General features: G+C 51.2%; 11 protein-coding genes, 2 tRNA genes and 1 pseudogene. 6 read left to right on the top strand and 8 right to left on the bottom strand.

The window, feature by feature from the left end; genetic code table 11:
• Positions 1–818: 818 nt before the first annotated feature.
• Both rny and PLIM_RS10415 read left to right on the top strand, forming a co-directional pair.
• Positions 819–2,360 (top strand): ribonuclease Y, encoded by a 1,542-nt coding sequence (rny, locus tag PLIM_RS10420; protein ID WP_041403481.1) that lies wholly within the window; start codon positions 819–821, stop codon positions 2,358–2,360.
• Positions 2,361–2,521: 161 nt separating this feature from the next.
• Entirely contained in the window at positions 2,522–3,022 is a 501-nt protein-coding gene (locus tag PLIM_RS10415; RefSeq protein ID WP_013110275.1) for a hypothetical protein, read from the top strand.
• A 40-nt stretch (positions 3,023–3,062) separates the two neighbouring features.
• Here PLIM_RS10415 and PLIM_RS10410 read toward each other — a convergent pair whose 3' ends face one another.
• Complete coding sequence (locus tag PLIM_RS10410; protein ID WP_148227068.1) at positions 3,063–4,223, bottom strand: S1C family serine protease; 1,161 nt, start codon at positions 4,221–4,223, stop codon at positions 3,063–3,065.
• A gap of 183 nt (positions 4,224–4,406) precedes the next feature.
• Positions 4,407–5,183 carry a hypothetical protein gene (locus PLIM_RS10405; protein ID WP_148227067.1) on the bottom strand — a complete coding sequence of 259 codons (777 nt, stop codon included), beginning with the start codon at positions 5,181–5,183 and terminating at the stop codon, positions 4,407–4,409.
• A gap of 387 nt (positions 5,184–5,570) precedes the next feature.
• Here PLIM_RS10405 and PLIM_RS10400 point away from each other — a divergent pair.
• Positions 5,571–5,642 (top strand) — tRNA-Cys (locus tag PLIM_RS10400).
• 264 nt (positions 5,643–5,906) lie between these two features.
• Here the strand turns inward: PLIM_RS10400 and PLIM_RS25015 are convergent.
• The 4 genes and pseudogenes from PLIM_RS25015 to PLIM_RS10385 form a co-directional block, all read right to left on the bottom strand.
• Positions 5,907–6,836: pseudogene (locus PLIM_RS25015) on the bottom strand (tyrosine-type recombinase/integrase); the annotation flags it as partial.
• A gap of 163 nt (positions 6,837–6,999) precedes the next feature.
• Positions 7,000–7,218 (bottom strand): helix-turn-helix transcriptional regulator, encoded by a 219-nt coding sequence (locus tag PLIM_RS10395; RefSeq protein WP_013110272.1) that lies wholly within the window; start codon positions 7,216–7,218, stop codon positions 7,000–7,002.
• Positions 7,205–8,500: a hypothetical protein gene (locus PLIM_RS10390; protein WP_013110271.1), complete on the bottom strand. Its 1,296-nt coding sequence runs from the start codon at positions 8,498–8,500 to the stop codon at positions 7,205–7,207. Before PLIM_RS10390 ends, PLIM_RS10395 begins: the two co-directional genes overlap by 14 nt.
• 60 nt (positions 8,501–8,560) lie before the next feature.
• Positions 8,561–8,971, bottom strand: a complete 411-nt coding sequence (locus PLIM_RS10385; protein ID WP_013110270.1) for a hypothetical protein — start codon at positions 8,969–8,971, stop codon at positions 8,561–8,563.
• A 464-nt stretch (positions 8,972–9,435) separates the two neighbouring features.
• Here PLIM_RS10385 and PLIM_RS10380 point away from each other — a divergent pair, with 464 nt between their 5' ends.
• On the top strand, positions 9,436–14,070 hold the full coding sequence (locus PLIM_RS10380; protein WP_148227066.1) for a dsDNA nuclease domain-containing protein: 4,635 nt from the start codon (positions 9,436–9,438) through the stop codon (positions 14,068–14,070).
• A gap of 876 nt (positions 14,071–14,946) precedes the next feature.
• A tRNA-OTHER gene (locus PLIM_RS24145) sits at positions 14,947–15,012 on the top strand.
• A 174-nt stretch (positions 15,013–15,186) separates the two neighbouring features.
• Here PLIM_RS24145 and PLIM_RS10375 read toward each other — a convergent pair.
• On the bottom strand, positions 15,187–15,948 hold the full coding sequence (locus tag PLIM_RS10375) for an HNH endonuclease (RefSeq protein ID WP_013110266.1): 762 nt from the start codon (positions 15,946–15,948) through the stop codon (positions 15,187–15,189).
• 347 nt (positions 15,949–16,295) lie between these two features.
• Positions 16,296–17,408: a prenyltransferase/squalene oxidase repeat-containing protein gene (locus PLIM_RS10365; protein ID WP_013110265.1), complete on the bottom strand. Its 1,113-nt coding sequence runs from the start codon at positions 17,406–17,408 to the stop codon at positions 16,296–16,298.
• A 492-nt stretch (positions 17,409–17,900) separates the two neighbouring features.
• Between PLIM_RS10365 and PLIM_RS10355 the strand changes: the two genes are divergently transcribed.
• Positions 17,901–18,905 (top strand): hypothetical protein, encoded by a 1,005-nt coding sequence (locus PLIM_RS10355; RefSeq protein WP_041401566.1) that lies wholly within the window; start codon positions 17,901–17,903, stop codon positions 18,903–18,905.
• Positions 18,906–18,994: the final 89 nt, after the last annotated feature.

Below are 18,994 nucleotides of genomic sequence, written 5' to 3'. Positions count from 1 at the left end.
TCGCCAGTGCCCGGCTCCAGACGTGGGAAGAGCCTGACGGGGCTTGAGAATGTTGAAACTGTTGATCGCTACGGCGATTTGATTCGTCGTGCCGACCTGTTACTATAAGGCTTACGGTGGTTTTCTGAAATCCTCAGTAACCAATGTAAGTGTTTGATTTGTAAATGCTTGCAACGTGTGTTCGCAAGCAGTCATCAACCAGATAAAGCGATTGCAGATGGATTGTTGAATGCAGTGGGGGCAGTAAACGAATCTCGGAAAATTTTTGACGATTGAAGGGGCCATATCTGGCGTGATTTGAGTGTGTTGTGGGGAATCGTATTTGAAACTCCAGTTACAGTTTCAGGTGATCAGCCTCCACTCATTGAGAAGAACACCGTATGGCAGTTTCTCGACGCACTTCTACCAGTTATTTCGAAGTCCGCTGGCAAATCATGGCTCAGATCTGACTTACGCCGAGAACAACCTGCCGAAAAGATGGATCATTTTGGAAATTGACTGTCATCGTTGTGAATGCTTGAAGAAGGCACACAGTTTGATTTGGTAAGCAGTTCCAGATTTCTGTTCGGTTATGGAAGTCTCATTGTAAGAGTTGGTATTCCCGACTCAGGCAGATCGGATTGATGAACTCGTTGTAAAAACTGTGTTTGTGAAATGATCAGCTGGTTCCTATATCGTCGAAAATCATCAATGACTGTTGAAGCTCCAATGAGTGGTGATTGATTGTCTTTGGTTCCCTTCAGACAGATCTGATTCGTTTCTCCGCCTTTTTCATTCAAGAATTCATTTGTCAGCCGACAAAATTTAAGGGCTGCCAAGTGGAAATAGTCATTGCAGGCATTCTCGGGTTGCTACTCGGAGCAGCAGCGGGATACTTCGCTGAACGAGTTGTTCGTGGTACTGCGTTCAAAACCCGTGCAGAGATCGTCGCTCAGGCCGAGCGTGACGCCGAGAACTTGCGAAAAGCTGCCGAGCTCTCTGCCAAAGAAGAACTTCTTAAGCGTCGAGAAGAACTTGACCGTGAGCTTTCAGCACAGCGAGATGAACTTCGACAGCTGGAGCGGGCTTTGGATAAAAAAGAAGCCACGATTCGCGAGCGCCAGGACGAGTTCGCCAAGCGAGAAAGAATGCTGGAGACCACTCAAACCAAGTTGGCAGAACGCGCCAAAGTGGTGGAAGCTCGTGATCGAGAAGTCGAAAAAATTCTCAAGCAGGAGCAGGAACAACTCTACAAGATCAGCGGCCTGGATCGCGAATCTGCCGTCCGAATGCTCCTGGATCAGCTCGAACGTGAACTCAAGAACGAAACTGGCGCTCTCGTAATGAAACACGAGGCCGAAGTGAAAGCCCAGAGCGAAAAGCAGGCTCGGGAGATCATTGGTATGGCCATTCAGAGGTACGCCTCAGCCCATACTTCCGAATCAACGGTTTCCACAATTGACATCCCGAATGATGAAATGAAGGGGCGAATCATTGGTCGCGAAGGCCGCAATATTCGCGCCTTTGAGAAGGCCACCGGAGTCGATGTGATTGTTGATGACACACCGGGTGTGGTCGTTGTTTCAGCTTTTGACAGTGTTCGCCGGGAAACAGCCAAGCTCGCACTGATTAAACTGATTCAAGATGGTCGCATGCACCCCACGCGCATCGACGAAATCGTGCTCGAAACTCAGAAGGAAATGGAAGAATATATTCTTCGCCAGGGAGCTGAGGCTGCACAGGAAGCCACGATTCCTAACCTCCACGAGAAACTGCTCGCACTCATGGGGCGACTTCACTTCCGTACCAGCTACAGCCAGAACGTACTGCGGCATTCGATTGAAGTTTCTGCACTCACAGGCATGATGGCAGAGCAACTGGGGCTGGACGGCAATCTCGCCCGCCGCTGCGGCTTCCTGCATGATATTGGAAAGGCCGCCGACCATGAAATGGAAGGTGGTCACCCGGCTGTGGGTGCCGAATTGCTCAAGCGGTATGGCGAACGTCCCGAGGTGATCCATGCCGCACGCGGCCATCACGACGATATTCGTCCTGATTACATCTACACAGTTCTGGTGGCGGCTGCCGATGCCTGTTCGGCTTCTCGACCTGGTGCACGCCGCGAGTCGCTTGAGCGATACGTCAAACGTCTGGAAGAACTGGAATCGATTGCCTGTGGATTTCCAGGTGTCGAACAGGCTTATGCAGTTCAGGCGGGCCGGGAAATCCGCGTCATTGTGAATCCGCAGGATGTGAATGATCGCGAAGCGGCCCGTTTGTGCCGCGATCTGGCAACAGCCATTGAACAATCTCTCACCTACCCTGGGGAAGTCAAAGTCACTGTCCTGCGTGAGACACGAGTCATTGAATACGCACGCTAAAACAGGGTTGGAAACACTATCTTTCGAAATGACGGGTTTTCGTAGGACTGTGTCTTCGAATCAGTGCGACGAACTGGCTCGCCGATTGTCCAGTGATTGCTTCTGGTTTCGCCAGGACGATGTGCTCTCGTGGAGCGATTCACTCAAGGGTGATTCACAAGATGGCTTTGTCGAGTGATAGCGAGCGGGAGTTGACGGCCTATCACGAGGCGGGTCATATCTTTGTAGGGATCCTGCATGGCGGAAGATTGAAGCTTGCCAGTCTGGAACCGGAAGAAGACGAAGGTCCACGTCGATTTGGTGATACCACGATTGCCTGGCGAAAATCGATCCGGGAGCGCAGCGATTTTCCCCTGATCTTATGCGAAGTTGCCTTGGCAGGGCCGATGGCAGAAACAATCTACAGCGGAGATGAGACTCACCCCGCGCATGTACCGCAATGGCAGCCCGACTGGCGAAATGCTCTGCAAATGGCCGAAAGGCTCATGCCCGATCTTCGCAAACAGATCGAGTTTCTCGAAGATCGATGTGCGAGACTCCATCGATTCTTGAGGGAAGACCACCACTGGACAGCCATTGGCGATATCGCCGATCTGCTGATGTGCAATGACGTTGTTGAGCACGATGATGTCATCGATCTCATTCAGCACTGGCGCCGTTAAGTTTGCTCAGTTGCACCTTGTGACTTTCCATAGATTATGTCTACGGATTATCGAGTTTGAGGGAGATGCTCTTCAAATCACCGTCTCGAATCACTTTCACCTGAATGACCTGATTGATCTTAAACCGTTCCATAGTTCGAAAGACATCCATTTCTCCAGTGATTGGGAAGTCATCCATCTGGACAATAATGTCGCCAAGAATGAGATCGCCATCCTCATCGCTCCACATTGGGCGAATCCCTGCTCGTGCTGCTGCACTGTTTTCGATGACATGTTTCACCAGTGCACCCGAGGTAACTCCGAGACGCCGAGCAAAGGTATCGTACATGAAAATGATCCCCAACTCGGGGCGTTCGTTCCAGCCATGCTTGATCAGTTCTGGAACATAGGCATTCACTGTATCGACAGGTATGGCAAACCCGATGCCCGCCGAGCCACCTGAGTTGCTGAGAATGGTTGTGTTCACACCGATCAATCGCCCGGCACTATCCAGCAGTGGCCCACCTGAATTTCCCGGGTTGATGGCTGCATCGGTCTGAATCATGCCGCGAATCGTCTCTCCCGTCGCCCCGGGCACATCGCGGCCCAATCCACTGATGACACCGGTCGTCAACGTGTGATCGAAGCCAAAGGGATTACCGATCGCGAAAACCTTTTGACCCACCTGGAGATCATCAGATGTTCCCACAGGAATTGGACGCAGACGGCTGGCAGGTGCCTTGATCCTCAGGACCGCCAGATCTCGATCCGGTTCATAACCCACGAGTGCCGCATCCCATTCTGAGTTATCAGCGAGAATTACCGTAGCAGATTGTGCATTGCGGATGAGGTGATAATTCGTGACGACATGCCCCTGATGATCCCAGACGAATCCACTTCCGGTACCACGCGTAATCTGCACAGGATTGGGACTCGCCTGGGCTCGATTCACTGTCAGACTGCTGATGTAAACCACACTGGGAAGAGATTCACGAAAGATCTCGATGGTGGTCTTTTCATCGTCAGACAAATCACCGCGAGGAGTGATCGGGCGGGAAACGGCATTGACCCAATTGCGACTGAAAGGCCAGATTCCAGCAGAACTTAACGCCCACAGGCCACCAGAAAAGAGCAACAGAGCCACCAGCCAGTTACTGACACCGGTACCGTTCTGAGGAGAAAACCGTTGTCTGAAATCATCATCAAAAGCCACGGCTGGCATCCTCTGGGTTTGGCAGCCCATCTCAATCAATCACAAAGTGTCAAATGCGACTGTGAGCCGATAAGCGACAGTTCTATTCATTATTAGGACAGTCGCCCTTGAATGCTATCGCAAACCGGGAAGGGAGTTGAATCCAACGCGATACAACTTTTGTCGATGGAATGGCCTGTTAGAAATCGATGCTCAACCAGCGATGGGTTGCATCTTCTCCATCAATGTCTCGAAAGCTTTCACGAGTCTCCGTTGAGACTTTCCATCGAGGTACTGAAATTCGCTGATCACCTCATCCGAAAGCAGTGCTGAAAATTTCTCGCAGGTTGAGGTTAACCGTTTGAAAATCTGCTCGGCACTCGGCGGCACACGTTCATCGAGGGAACTCGCTTTATCAGGAACTGTCACTGCACCAGCATTGAAGGGTGCATAATCCCCAGTTTCTCGTGCAAAGCTGGAAGCGGTTGGATCTGTCTGCACTCCTGAACCATTGCCAGGGACAGCGCCATCAAATGGTGCCTCTTCTCCATCGATTGGCATGCGGACAGCCACAGATTCGCCTGCCAGCAGCATGTAAGGTTCATCATCCGCAGGAAGGCTCAGGTCTTCACCCCTTTGGGCCCTTCTCCAGGCTTTCATTTCCGCGACTGTGGCCTGAATTTCATCAGCCCATTGCAGGCATTCCGCCGCATCATCCCATGCCACAGCCGAGTAAAAATGAGACCATTTCAGGTGCGGGTACTGACCACGGACATCCCCAAAAGTTTCCCAGACGCGACGACGCTGATAAACCTGATCAGGACTTAAATGAACCAGATTGGCGAAGTCGGCGTCAGTTCGACCTTTGGCGAATTTGACAGTCCACTGGGCAGCACATTCCCCCACGGTCCAGTTGCATTGACTGACCGCCTCCTGGGCAATCGAAATCAATTCCTGTTCGCTGGAAGCAGTGGCATGTGCTGTCGACATGAAATCACCTTGGTTATTTCTGAGCATGGCAAGAACCGGCCATCGCTGATCGAGGGCCCCAGACATTTCGCCATTACTCAGAAGTTATTCCAGCGGCGACGAAACCTCCAGTGCCCGCATCCTGTTTCCAAAGAAACGACACTCTCGCTTTTCTGGCAGGCGGTCAACTTTGCCGAAAGGCGAAGGGCTGACTTGCTTGACCCGTGGGACTCGAAAACCTACATTTCGGGAGTGGGAAATGTGACGAATCCGCAAATTTTGCGTGTTGGGTAAAGTTGCCAGCTTTTGCTCAACAAATCACTTACGGAGTTCCGATATCAGATCCTGCCATGGTCGATTGAGGATCGAGAGCGTCAAAGCGATCGAGTCCAGTAATTGCCAGACAACGGCGCCGTAGCCAAGTGGCTAAGGCAGTGGATTGCAAATCCACCATCCCCGGTTCGAATCCGGGCGGCGCCTTTTGCGGCCAATCGTGGCCACCGGCGGACAATCAGCGCCTAACTTCTCATTCACAGAGGAGTTAGGCGTTTCGCATTTCCGGGGTGCTTCCAACACTCCACTGCCACCCGCGGACACCACAGGACAGGCTGGGACAGGTGTTTGTGCAAGATTTGGTACAAGCGGCGGTACAAGAAATTTGTCTTCCTGGGCGCGAGCAGTCGCTGGAGATTGAGGAACTGGAAGACTGGTAACTGCTTCCTGAATCTCTGAATTGTCCAGGTGGGCGTAACGATCCATCGTGAGGCGGATTGTCGAATGACGGGCCAATTTCTGCACCACCTTCGGTTTCACTCCACCGGCGACCAGTTGGGTAATGAACGTATGCCGGAGAGAATGGAAGTCGAGTACCGCCCCTTGCGAATCTTTAGCGTCGATGCCGGCTGCTTCGAGGTCACGCGAAAGCATCAATGCGGCTTTGTTCGGCCATCGCCCAGGCCAAAGTTTTATTGCAGGGTTCACAGATCGTTTGACGGCCAGCCAACCCATGAGTTTTTCAACGGCGAACGATGGGAGCGGCAAGACATCCCTTCGTCGTCGCTTTGAATAACCGGCTTCGACTGTGACAGATGGAGAAGAGTTGCCTAGGTCGAAGCTGTGGCAAGTCAGACTGGCGAGCTCAGAAGCTCGTAAACCAGTCGCATAGGCCACCAGGTAAAGCATCGCACGATCTTCCGCAGGAACGCCGAAGTCTTTGCCAGTGCGGGTGGCTGTGATCAGTCGCTCGATCTCACCAGGAGTTGCTGAGCGACGAGGCCGAGTTGTCTCGCCATCGAGCACGCGAACTGGTTCGGCGAACTCGAACGGATTGGAAGGGGCGCGGCCATCGCGTTTTATCCAGTTGCAGAACTGCCGCAAGACTTGGAGATAGTAGTTACCAGTGCGGGCAGACACTCCCCTTTTGCGCAGCTCCAGCAGCCAGTGATTGAATTTCCCGTGGCTCAGGTCATCCCAGGAGTGGAATTTGCATTCGGTGAAGATCTTGGTGAGACGTGCTCGCGAGACTTCCAGATGTTTCGAGGAAACACGCTTCACTTCGAGTGATTGAATGAAGGCTTCGAGGTGCTCGATGATCGGTAGTCGCCGGGAATCTTCAAATGGGTCACAGAGCCCTGCTTCGCCTCTTTGAACCCGTTTGACACGCTCATTGAGCATGGCATTCGCGGCGGCTTTGTCGGTCGACAACGGCACGCGAACACGCTGCCCATGGGCATCCTGATATTGCCCGTACCACTTCTTGGATTTGACGAGTTCACGCTCGCCAGTTTTCGGATTCTTTCGGGTATATGTGGGTTTGAAGAGACTGGCCATGCTCGACTCACTTCATGGGATTGGATGATCTTCGATTGGGGCAGCCCTGCTCCACCCAGGCGAGAACATCTCGAAGAATCCAACGGACTGATTTCCCGATACGAATGGCTGGAAGAACTTTTCCCTCAGAGACAAGTCTCCTGAGAGTCCGCTGTGAAATCGCCAGCATATTAGCCAGTTCTTCTGCGGTGATGAGCTTGAGATTGGAATAATTATCGTGGTCCATCGACATCCTCCCGATCGACTTCCCAGTTTGACTGGTAACGGTGAGAATCCATGGATTGATTCTCCGACTTCGCTTTCATTTCGCCTTTGAGTTTCCAATCGGTATCGGTGAAGTTGTTCCGTTCAGAGAGTTCCTTCAACCAATTCTGAGCATCGCTTAGATTCTTGATTGGGTAGCCGCTTTTGGCTGCTGAAGTTGTTAGGAAGCCGGAGATCATTTGATGAGCTCTGCGATTATTGAGATTTCCTCGGTCGACTCGCTTGAGAGGGGTTTGGGAAGTCCCTGCAAATTGTTGAAATTTGTGGATAACGGCCGCCCACAAAGGGTGAATGGTGGCACGTGATTGATGATTATTGGCCCGATCAGGAACCGAAGTTGTGAATCCAAAGTGAGGATTTGGTTCAAACTGAGTCACTCGGCGAATGATGTCTGGCAGTCGTTTGACGGCTTCGTCCAGTGTCTTGATGCCGAATAGGGCGAGGTATTCCTTTCTGATTTGGTACTCAATCCTCGTAGCACTGGAGGGAATCTCACCGCCCCAGCGATTGGCATACATCTCGAGTTGATACGCTTCGGATTTCTTCGATAACTCTGTGAGTTTGTCATAAACACGAATCTGAATGCCACTGGATGAAGTGGTTCCAAATCCAGAAGTGTTGCCCGCGGATCGATAAAGAGCGTAGTCGCGAGTTGATCCAACATAGTATCCACTTAAAAGGAGTTTGCAGAAGGTCAGGCAGAGATCTGGATACAGTGTATCGAGGCACAGATCGATTCTTCGGATCCATCGATCGGTGAATGTTCCACCGAAATATGTCAGAACATCTTGGATTCGTTTTTCGGATTCAGGAACACCCAGAAGCAGGCATGCCTCGCCAGGTATTGTGTAAGCAAAATTGGAAAAAAGTCGTGACTGTCCGCCTTGGGCACCCAGGGCGACAGAAATTCCTTCACAGCTCAGCTGGTAACGATAGTAGGCTCCTTTGCCACCGCCCCGCCCTTTGGCCATCACTTGCCAGACGTTATTGCCAATCTGGATGAACTGAGGTTGCTTGGTGTCTTGAGATGCGGCTCTCAGTTCCTCCAGCTTCGGAAAAAACTTTCCGCAGGCTGACTTTGAACTCGTGCTCCAAAGGGCACAGGCTCCAACTTCCCACCAATCGATAGCGACAATTCCTGATATGGATTCAACAGGTTGGCTAGTTTGCAGGTGCGTGTTACTTGAGGCCGCACCTGCTGCCATCGTCAGAGAATCATTCTCAAATTCAGTTTCGTCATCCATGACGCTAAATGCTCCAAAAAGTGTTGTGATGAAGACCAAGGCTTTTGAACGCAGTAAGGCTTAAAAATCCTCGCGAACCACTCGACGCTCTGTGAAATCGAGAATGAAGTAAACTTCCCCTTCTTTGTCTTCTAGGCTCGATTCTCCGTTTGTCATCGCGAGGTATTCCTGCTTCTCCTCTTCAGACGGCAAGAAGTTATCTTTGCCTGCCCAGACAACACCAGGTTGCCGTTTGACTTGGACAAACTTATTGCCTGGAATGAAGTAGGGTTCGCCAGGATGAACATTTTCTGTGGCCCAACGGGCCAATCCGTGCATCAGTTGATTCACACTGATTTGAGCGTCTTCTGACAGTTTCCTGATCTTTTCGAGGACGTCGGCGTCGAATCGGAGTTCCACGCGAGCCTTGCCGCTTGCTTCTGGGCTACTCGCTGGTTTGGGGGGAGTCATTGCGGATTGCTTCTTTGCCATGGGTTGCCCTTGTCAACGTGTGACGAACAGTGTGACGGAAATAGTACCGTCATATGTGACGATGTCAATAACGATTTGTTGCTCGCTCAGCTCGCGTTGCGGTTCGCTCCCGCTCGCTCGTTCCGCGTACGCTACACTCCTCGCTGCCGCGAACCGCAACACGAAGGCAAGACGGGTCAGCGAGCGTAAAACGCCTCAACCCAAGCTGGCACATTTGGGTGTGCCCGACGCTTGGGCCGAGGGTGACCAGGGACGGATTGTCTGAATAGTCAGCTTAGGAGAAAGGTCGAAAGAAAGTGATTGCACGTTTCCAGGCGGTTGGAGGTAATTGATGTCTGCTGCCTATTCAAAATCTGCGCAGTTGCTAATGAAGACAGTGAATCATGAGGTAATTCTTGTTAAAAATCGTATTTACTCGTGGTCAGGTTTTACATGCCAATAACACAATCTTCGTGGTTTGGTAGATGACGACTGGACAACGAAACTTCTTCAACTTGCCTTATAGTTTAGGTTTTCCAATGCCTCGACTCGCCGGTGAAGCTGCAAAACTAGGTGATCACTATGAAGCGGTCTGGACCGTTGACGCTGTTCTTGACCTATTTGAGGGCCGATTTAAGTCGATCACTGTGGAGCCATTCGGCGACGAATCGGTCGGCGTGGAATTCCACCTCGAAACGAATGATGGCGCGTTCCAATTCCATTCTGTGAAACGCCAGAAGCAAGGCGGGGATTGGTCCGTTGCCGATCTGTGTCGACAAGACAAGAACACCGGCAGAAGCATTCTTGGAGATCTACTTACCAAGCGGATTCAGTGGCCAAACGCCGAAACACGATTCGTATCCGCAACTGGTGCGAACGAACTTCGCGAACTGGAGGAGCGTGCGAAGACGCCAACAAATGTTGATGAATTCAGGAACATTTTGACGGGGAAACTCCGATCAGAGTTTGATGCGCGAATCGTTCCGATCTGTGCCGGAGATCCTAACTCCGCATTCGCGGCGCTGAAAACGCTTGAAGTCATTCCACGCGGCCACAAGGACTTGACACGCTCCGTGAAGCGACGAATCGATGGACTCTTCAACCGCACAGACGGTTCACGTCTAGATGCCGACGATGTCCGTCGAATGATCGTAGAGTTCATTCTTGAGAACCTTGGTCCAAAAATCGACAGAGACCGGCTTCGTTCGTTTTTTTACGAGAAGGGAATTGGAGTTCAGAATTGGAAATTGGACACCACGATCAATGATGCGGTCACCGCGGCAAATCGCCGCTATCTCTCGGTCACGGAAACCGAACTCATCAACTCCGCACAGATAACTCGTGATGTTGTCGGGCAAATAATCGACACGATCACAGGGGCGGAATCGCGCGGAGTATTGCTGGTCGCACCGGGTGGATTTGGAAAGAGCTGTGTTTTGGCTCAGTGCATAGCGCAACTCTCGACGAGCAACATGCCACATCTGTGTTTGAGGATGGACTTGTTCACACCCTGCCATACTGCGAGCCAACTCGGCGAGCAGATGGATCTGCGCGCATCCCCGGCAGTCGTCCTTGCGGGAATAGCGGATAACGCTCCGAGTGTCTTACTTATTGATCAGCTGGATGCAATGAGTCTCGTCTCGGGACGTAATCCCCAAATGTGGGAGGTGTTTCGTGATCTATGTGAGGACGTCAAAAACTATCCACAGATGAAAATGATTCTGGCATGTCGTGAGTTTGATCTTGAACATGACCATCGTTTGCGAACCTTGGATAATTCCAAATCGGGGTTCTCCAAAATTCCGCTTTCAAGGCTTACCGAAGCTGAGGTCCATGCCTCACTGGGTTTGGCAGGACATGGAGAAGTGAAGCTCAATCAACAACAGCTTGAAATCCTGGGCACTCCGTTTCATCTTCTGCTGTTCTTGCAGGGTGATCCGACCCGTGGCTTCAACACAGTCAATGAATTGTACGATCGGTATTGGGATCGCAAACAACAGAACTTGAGGACGAATCTTGGTGGCGAACCTCGCTGGAACAAGGTGATCGATGCCTTGACGGCCAAAATGAGCGAACAGCAACTTCTGTTCGCGCCGATATCAGTTACGGACGAATGGCAGCACGACGCCCGAGCCATGGCTTCCGAACATGTCCTGATTGAGGTTCCGAACAAACGCCACTATCGGTTTTTCCATGAGTCTTTCTTTGATTACGCATTTGCCAGACGATTCTGCGCCTCGGGGCAAAGCGTCATCGAACTTCTCGAGTCATCCGAGCAGCATCTGTTCCGCCGCGCACAGGTACGTCAGATTCTGGCGTTTCGTCGAGAAGAGGATTTCAGCCAGTACATCAACGACATTCGTAGCATCCTTGAGTCGCCAACTATTCGCTTTCACATCAAGCGGATGGTTGCGTCTGGTTTCAAGCAAGTTGGCCAGCCGAGTCGGGAGGAATGGCAACTACTTGAAGCGTACGTTTTGGATGGCGACCTTTCCCGGTACGTCTCTGCTGCTCTACGTGATCACATTGGATGGTTCAATTTACTAGACTCGCTTCATGTATTCAAGAATTGGCTCGCGTCCGACGATTCCCGGTTCAATAACGCAGCGATCTGGTTTCTCGAATCACACCACCTGCATGATTATAGATCTGCAGAAATTGCCCGACTAATTCGTCCGTACGTGACTCGCGACGGTGATTGGCGGCAGCGAATCCAACGGATAATGTCTTGGGGGCAAGCTCACAAAAGTGATGAAATGGCTGCGATCTATCTCGAACTGATCGAGAAAGGCGACTACGACGACTATGAGAGCAGAGTCAGCGGAGGGGACTTTTGGAGCCAGCATTACAATGCAGAGAACGAGTCACCCCGATTCGTGATCGATGTGCTGGCAACATGGTTCGATCGGGCAGTTCAACAATTTGACGATGGCGTGACGTGGAATTTTCTCGACAAATGCCGGCTCAATCATTCGCACACTGGTGCAATAATGGTTGGTAAAGCAGCTGCCGATGAACCAGAGTACTTCGTCGAACGAATGCTTCACCGTGTTCGTGCGACGGTTTTGGAGACTGAAGTTCGCGGTGCGGGCATCCTGAATAATCGTGCTTGGCCATGGCTTTCGAACAATGGCGATCCATTCGATATAAATGACTCTGTCCTAATTTCATTGCGAAAGTCGCTCCAGCATCTAGCGTTGCACAAGGTTGATGCGTTTCGGCGCCACGTGGCCACGATTGAGACACATTCACATCAGACGTTCGGGTATTTGTTACTTCGATCATGGGCTGAGAATCCCGAGGAATTTGCAAACGACTGCGCCGAATACTTTGTTGCCGACCAACGCCGACTCAACATCGGTTATGGAAGCTGGTCGGGCGGTGGAGACGGAACGGGCGAGAGTGCGATCAGTCGGATTGCCTTAAAAGCGATCTCGCCAAAGTGCTCTTCTGAATTGTTTCAGCAACTGGAGTCGCAAATCATCGGTTTATGCGACGAATATGAGAAGAAAACGCCGCGATGGCGAGGCTCGTCCGAGTTACTCCTGCTTCGCTCGCTCGACCGCTTACGTGTTTCTAACCGTGTCGCACTCAGGATCGAGGAACTAGAAAGGAAGTTTCCGAGGCTGTCGGATGCTATTGTCAAAGAGGACAACACGAGTTTCGTCAGCAGGGTGGGCCCACCTATAGAGCAAGCAAGTGCAGAAAAGATGACGGACGACCAATGGGTCTCCGCGATGAGAAAGTATGACGGCAAGACCGATCGATTCGGAGGCGGTCCGGAAGAACTTTCCCGCTTATTGGAAGAGTTCACCCGCAAAGAACGAACCCGGTTTGCCTCCTTGGTTACGAAGATGCCCGTCGATGTCCATCCGCTATATTTTTCAGCCATTCTAAACGGTCTTTTCGGTCGCTTTGGAAATCTCAGCGAGGAAGAAAAGAAAGTTGATAATGAGCAGATCTCTGCATTTCCAACAGAAATGTTTTTGACTGTAGTTTATCGTGTTCACGATTTGCCAAATCGACCGTGTGGATCGGCGATTTCAAATTGTATCCGTAGGCTGTCCGCTCGATCGCTACCGCTAAGAGCTCTAGAGATTGTGTGCTATTACGCTACCAAAGACCCCGACCCGTGCACCGATATCTGGCAGGACACAGGTGATGGGAAGAATTATTACGGAGGCGATCCTCATTCGCACGGCATCAATAGCGTGCGCGGGCAAGCGGCCGAAGCGTTGTCGTCTCTTCTTTTTAATGACTACACTCGATTCAATTCACTTCGTCCCACGTTGGAATTATTGACTCAAGATCCAATCATATCTGTACGGACGTGTGCAATAGATACATTTCTGCCGCTTCTCAACTTTGACCGCGACACTGCGGTAGAATTATTCTTGAGAAATTGCCGCCAGTCTAAAGACATTTGTGCAACATATCCCTTTGATAACTTCATCTACTATGCAATTTACTCTCATTACACCCAACTCCGTGAACTGCTTCGATATGCGCTGTATTGCCATAACTCTAAAGCTGTTGAGAATGTCGCCCGTCGCATTGTTGTGGCTGAACTTCAAGGTGTTGCGATAGGAACTGATGGGGATGATATTCGATCTGGCAGTGTTACTATGCGAAAGGCCGCTGCCGACGTTTATGCGAGAAATCTCTCAGAAGAAGTTGTTGGAAACAAATGTGCTGAGCGACTGGAAGAGTTTCTCGCCGACGAATCTGAGGACGTCCGTCAAGAAGTGTCTAGTGCGTTCTTCAATATGTCGGGTGAAAGGCTGTTACAGTTGGAGGATTTCATAGCCCGGTTTGTCGAAAGCCGCTGTTTTGAAAGTGATCCCTACCGCCTGCTTCACGCTCTCAATCAGTCAAGGGTTCAGCTTCCTCATATTATTTGCCGTGCTGCGGAACGAATTCTCGAATTTCTTGGCGAAGATGGAACACACGTCGCTAGTCGCGGGGCGATGTCGGCAAGCGAGATTTCAACACTCATCGTGCGTCAGAACGAACAGGCGACTGACGACGCAATCAAGAAATGGTGTTTGAACTTAATCGATGAAATGGAACGAGTTGGCTTTCTCGGTATTGGAGAGGAACTGTCAAAGGTTGATCGCTGATTCTGATTCAACCCACAATGGACGGACACCTTCGTTACAAGGTAAGAAGATTAATGAGAGTTTATACGGCTTTCTGCTGAGCCTATCTGAAGAAGCGACGCACGACGACTTGAAACAGGCAGAGCAATCAAGAGTTTTAGTCCTGTCTAATAGAAGGTTATCTCTGTGTGAGGTCAGTATTTCATCTATACAAATTCGTTTCAGCGGACTCTTCTTGGCATATTCTTCTAACTGACGCGACGAGCTATTGTGATGACCATTAAGGATGCGGAACCTCGACATATTGCCGTTCATAGGCCGAGTGAGCAACTATTGCCGGAAAATGGCGATTATGTTTCTCGATTCTTCATAAAAAAATGAAGAGACTTGAGATTCATTCGATATTTCTAGGCGATGGGTCGATGTAAGATGCGAGAAATTCTTTTTCCGTCAAGTTGTGTTTCTTCCTTTCCGATGTTGATGTTAGCTCGTCATGGCTGACGCGCATTAACTCCTTAATGGAAAGGATTCCAAATGTCTCAGGAACTGACAGTTGACGGACTCGTGTGGGGTATTTTCTGGGGCGTCATTTGGAGTTTCTTGTCCACGCCGTTTGGTTGGGCGACTCTTGCGATATTCATTTTGGGCTGTGCAGCGAACGTGCTGTCCACAGAGAGAAAGTAGCTGACAGTTAATTCTTGCCAGGTTACTAGCTGCAGGGAGTCATTTGGGATTCTGTTCAGTTAGTTCAGACCGCACGATGAGCAGAACAGTTTTCCTCGCGTAGTCGGGTAACATCGGCCACGCCATGATAATCTCGGACAATGCTGCCTGAGAGTTGGTACAAGGGGCGGTACAAGCAACTGATGTGTTGTTTTGTAAGTTCTTTTCTGGAATGGTGTTATGTAAACTGGTTGATGGATTGCAAATCCACCATCCCCGGTTCGAATCCGGGCGGCGCCTTTTGCGGCCAATCGTGGCCACCGGCGGACCATCAGCGCCTAACTTCTCATTCTGTGGGGAGTTAGGCGTTTCGCATTTCCGGGCATCCACATGCACTCCACTGCCACCAGCGGACACCTCAGGACAAGGGCTCAAGACTCACCTATTGATGCTCATCATCTGAGTTCGATGAATCTAGGGTTGGAAAACCTTAGCCCTATGAAAGCGAATGGCCTCTGGGTCCGGTCGGAACCTGGATGGTATGGCGAGTGGACTTCCCTCGATTTCATCCAGTGAGCACTTCAGCTTCGCGTCTGCCACGTTGTCGATCAGGCGTCGTGAAACGATCACACGCAAGTTGTCATCCAGCGAAAACAATCCCCGGTCGAACGCTCGGTCTAAAAGTGCGTTGAGACACAAACCATTACGGGGGTCGGCACGACGCTCTATGGATTCGCTCCATGGAATGATGTGACTCGCCGTCAGGAGTTCGGCACCAGCGACTCCTGAGATCGCGCATCTGGAGTTGTAGGTAGTCAACACGGCAGCCCGGAAGAAGGACTGAACCCGGCGTGTTCGCACGGTTCGCTCGAAGTCGGTCGGGCCCGTCGGCAGGCGGAGATCTGGCAGGTCAATTATGGCGACACCTGCAATTCGTTCAGCAGCCTCTTCCGCTTCGGAAGCTAGGCCCTCAGCATTGGTTAAGAACTCCATCCAGATTTCGCGATCTGCATTGCTGAGATTCGATAAGCCACGAATTCCACGAGCTTGAAGTTCGGGATCAAGGTTCGCGAAGTTGCATGCCTTCATTGCCAACGCATTAGGCGTGCGACCTATGAGTTTTGCGAGTTCAATGATCTCTGGGTTGAGTCGATGCAACTTCCCGAACGGCAGCCGTAAATAGAGCCGAAGTGCCAAAAGGAGTTGATCACGAGTCCAAAGATCAGTGCGAGCCATCTTCGGTTTCTTATTGAGTCTCAATAGCTGTTCAAAGCCATTCTGAAAAACGATTTTCTCAAGTGGTGGGAATAGGCGGAAAAACCTTCTCCCAGGCCTCCCGGGCCGGCGAATAGATCGATGATCGGGATAGGGGTCTTTCGTGACATGATCCTGGAGAAGATACTTCGTACTGACGCTTTGTCCAAGTGGATCAGCATGCTCTCTGGGCCAGTTAACCTGTCGCTGAACAGGCTGTGGCTCAGATCCTTTTACGGGAGAGCCCTCCGGGAGAGCTCGATTTCAAGTGATGCAAATGTCGTCAAAAAATGAGTTGAATCCAGCACATTTCTCCCAGCGCTGTGCCACTAGAGATCGGACATGGGGAGCGATCGCCGGGGGGCTTGCAGTGTAAGAAGTGCAGCGGCTGTGCAGAAGGTGCGGGACGTAATGCAATGGTGTCCGGTCCAGCTTCCGTCCCGGTTCTGATGTTTAACCAATCGATTGCAGACGAGTGGGTACCATTGTTGCCAGTCTTCGCGTTGTTCTTGAAGCAGGCATTCTGTCATCAAGTAAAACGCCAGGTATTCTTCGCCACCTGCGTGGAGAAAAGGTCGATCATCCATTTTGGCGATCTCAATCATCTGACGGACGCATTCGATGTACGCCGCCTCATGTCGATGCTTCGTGGAATGCAGGACCCGGATGGTGGAGGCCGTCTTGTAGAAGTCGTGCATCCAGTTGGTTTCCTGCTGGCTTTTAATTTGCAGCTTTTTGAGCAGAGCCTGTCCTGCCAACTCAGCCGAGGCCTGCACTTTGATGCCGCAAGAACTGGAGGCTCTGAGAGATTCCCAGCCCATGACAGTTCCTAAGATTGGGGCCCAACTTTCTTCACCCCAGGTGCCGTCATCTTTCTGGCTGCTGGCAATGACATCGATCAGTCGTTCGAGTTTCTCGCGAATCTCACGATCGTAACTGCTCGATTCTCCGAGAGTCTGGCTGAGAAACAGTGCCGCAAAAAAGAGGTCGGCGTGGCGTCCAATTTTTCTTTGTACCAGAGAAAGCTGTACCGCTCGATTTTTGGAAGGTGGAAAGTCATCGATTCTCATGAGCATGATTTCGAGTATCTGCCGAAGTTCAGCCGAATGCCGACCGCCCCGTGGAGTGTTCCCCTGAGAAAGCAATGCCAGACCTGTGATCGCAGTGCAGCTCAGGTCAAAGGGTTGATCGATATCCGGGCCAACACCGCGACGATTCAAGGCGGACATTAGCCAGCGTGTTCCTTTGTCGATGGAATTCTGTGTTTCATGTGAGACTTGCGACGCCGTGGATCGCTCACTTTTTGCCGGAGCGGCTGCTTGAGTTTCAGAGCGATCCGCGGGCATCGTCTCGAAGCTGGTTTCAATGATCTGGGCCGTTTCAGTCGTCTGCCATAATGCCCAACCACACATTCCCAGTGCTACAACGAGCAGGAGTCGCATGTTCAAATTCCTTTTTGGAGGTCGAAGGAGTTTCGAAGCAAAACCTGATCCGCTTGAATCAACGGAATGAAAATTGTCCGAAGACGAACCGCGAACTGACTGATGAAAAATGTGATCCGTATGCGTCTAAAGCCGTTTTTGAAGAGATTCGCAGTGGAGAACTTCTTTTTGATGACACGGCATCCTTGGAATATCCTTGTTTCAATCTTGGCATGGCGTAAGGTCTTGCAGCGCCCTGCTATAATATGTGTCATCTGGTTGTTACATTTTGTGACGGGTTGTGATTCCCAGCCCAAAGAGGATTTACCCACCACCAGCGATAGAAGTTTCCGGACTGTTTCGGAGGTGGCAGCAAAGCCAACCAAAGCTTCAAGTGATTCTGTACCAGACCAAAGGTATGAGCGCTGTCTGAAGGCATGGAAACATGGCGTTCGATGGTTATTAAATCAGCAGCAGGCCGACGGCGGGTGGCACTCTGAGGTCTATGGAGTTATGCAGGGAGGAGTTGGTCAGACGGCACTAACACTCGATTTGCTGACTCGAAGTGAAGGTGTCGAAGGAGTGATTCCTCCGATCGCCATTCGGCGGGGGATTGACTTTCTCACCAAGCATGTTGATGAAATGGGATTGGTTCAGGGTCCCGGCCGGGCGGCTGATTATCCGGTTCATGCCACTGCACTATTGCTTCGGGCATTAAGCCGAACCCATGCCGTGGAAAATTCTGATCTGAGCCGTCAATTGACAGCGGCACTCCAGGCCTCACAACGGATTGAGGCCCAGGGCTGGATCCAAAGCGATCCGGATTTTGGGGGGTGGGGGGCACTCAATGACCGTGCTCCACAGATAGACACAACTTCGGAACGATCTCATCGCGAAGGGAGTCCATCCAATACTTCTGTGACCCGCATGGTGCTGATGGCGCTGGCTGCAGCCGATGGCCTGACAACGGACATCACACGGGATGCCGAGACGTTTCTTGGTAGATGCCGGGTGAATGATCCCTTGCAGAGGGGAGTGACGGTGTATTTCTTTACCCCTGATCCCATAAATACACTGAATAAGCGAGGTTTTGAAATCAGTGCTGACCAGCTTCCCCAGGCCAGACCTTATCCTACAGCGACCTGGGACGGGTTAATGGCCAGAAAGATCTGTTTGCAAAAGCAGTTCCCTGAGCTTCATCGACCGACTGTCGAACCCGGCTGTGCGAAGCCACTCCCCTTCTCTACGGTCAACGAGGGCGAGTCATTCAAAAGTCCCGATGGGGATGCAGGTCTGGATTACTACGAAGCATCGCAGTGGGCTGAATTGAGAGTGGTCATTCCATCAATCATCGACTCCGCTGAGTGGGACGAGTTAATCCGGCGGGTTCTTGATCGACAGCGCGCTGATGGTCGATGGGAAAATGATCAACGTGAAATGCGGGAAGACGACCCGTTAATTGCCACACCTTTTGCGCTCATGGCACTGGGGCAATGGCTGAGCGAACACCATCAATAAAAAGTCACCGCTTTGTGGTTGCTTGCGTCATGACTGTTGATTCGAATCTTGTGAAAATGTCTCACCTGAATCACTGGCTCATGAGAATC

It is taken from the genome of Planctopirus limnophila DSM 3776, assembly GCF_000092105.1.
Classification (GTDB): Bacteria; Planctomycetota; Planctomycetia; order Planctomycetales; family Planctomycetaceae; genus Planctopirus; species Planctopirus limnophila.
Note: the sequence above shows the minus strand (reverse complement) of the source record. Positions and strands in the feature narration are given on the sequence as shown.

Bases quoted from the DNA above. Each gene is read 5' to 3' on its own strand.
- PLIM_RS10355 (WP_041401566.1), top strand. From the start codon at position 17,901: ATGCAGGGAGGAGTTGGTCAGACGGCACTAACACTCGATTTGCTGACT.
- PLIM_RS10395 (WP_013110272.1), bottom strand. From the start codon at position 7,218: ATGGACCACGATAATTATTCCAATCTCAAGCTCATCACCGCAGAAGAA.
- PLIM_RS10375 (WP_013110266.1), bottom strand. From the start codon at position 15,948: ATGGCTCGCACTGATCTTTGGACTCGTGATCAACTCCTTTTGGCACTT.
- PLIM_RS10415 (WP_013110275.1), top strand. From the start codon at position 2,522: ATGGCTTTGTCGAGTGATAGCGAGCGGGAGTTGACGGCCTATCACGAG.
- PLIM_RS10365 (WP_013110265.1), bottom strand. From the start codon at position 17,408: ATGCGACTCCTGCTCGTTGTAGCACTGGGAATGTGTGGTTGGGCATTA.
- PLIM_RS10410 (WP_148227068.1), bottom strand. From the start codon at position 4,223: ATGCCAGCCGTGGCTTTTGATGATGATTTCAGACAACGGTTTTCTCCT.
- PLIM_RS10405 (WP_148227067.1), bottom strand. From the start codon at position 5,183: ATGTCGACAGCACATGCCACTGCTTCCAGCGAACAGGAATTGATTTCG.
- PLIM_RS10390 (WP_013110271.1), bottom strand. From the start codon at position 8,500: ATGGATGACGAAACTGAATTTGAGAATGATTCTCTGACGATGGCAGCA.
- PLIM_RS10380 (WP_148227066.1), top strand. From the start codon at position 9,436: ATGACGACTGGACAACGAAACTTCTTCAACTTGCCTTATAGTTTAGGT.
- PLIM_RS10385 (WP_013110270.1), bottom strand. From the start codon at position 8,971: ATGGCAAAGAAGCAATCCGCAATGACTCCCCCCAAACCAGCGAGTAGC.